Source organism: Bacillus sp. REN3, assembly GCF_017912555.1.
In the GTDB taxonomy this organism is placed as follows: Bacteria; Bacillota; Bacilli; order Bacillales; family Cytobacillaceae; genus Mesobacillus.
This window is the reverse complement of the sequence record NZ_JAERSD010000083.1, coordinates 1-278: the sequence shown is the minus strand read 5'-3', so window position 1 is coordinate 278 and position 278 is coordinate 1. Positions and strand designations below refer to the sequence as shown.

Annotated in this window: 1 tRNA gene; it reads left to right on the top strand. The window is 41.7% G+C overall.

Annotation, left to right across the window (positions count from 1 at the left end):
• The first annotated feature begins 1 nt into the window (after position 1).
• A tRNA-Ala gene (locus JJQ88_RS21080) sits at positions 2-77 on the top strand.
• The last annotated feature ends 201 nt before the right edge of the window (positions 78-278 follow it).

Genomic DNA, 278 nt, shown 5'->3' with positions numbered 1-278 from the left:
TGGGGCCTTAGCTCAGCTGGGAGAGCGCCTGCTTTGCACGCAGGAGGTCAGCGGTTCGATCCCGCTAGGCTCCACCACCATTTACCATTGACCATACTTGTTATTCATGTTATTATTATAAAGCTGACTAATAAGTTGGTTCGAATTGCTCTTTGAAAACTAAACAAACAAGCGTCAACAAACAATAATCATCATGACTTCTTATGAAGATCATGAGCCAACGTTTTTTTATTATGAGCTAACTCATACTCTTTCTTGGAGAGTTTGATCCTGGCTCA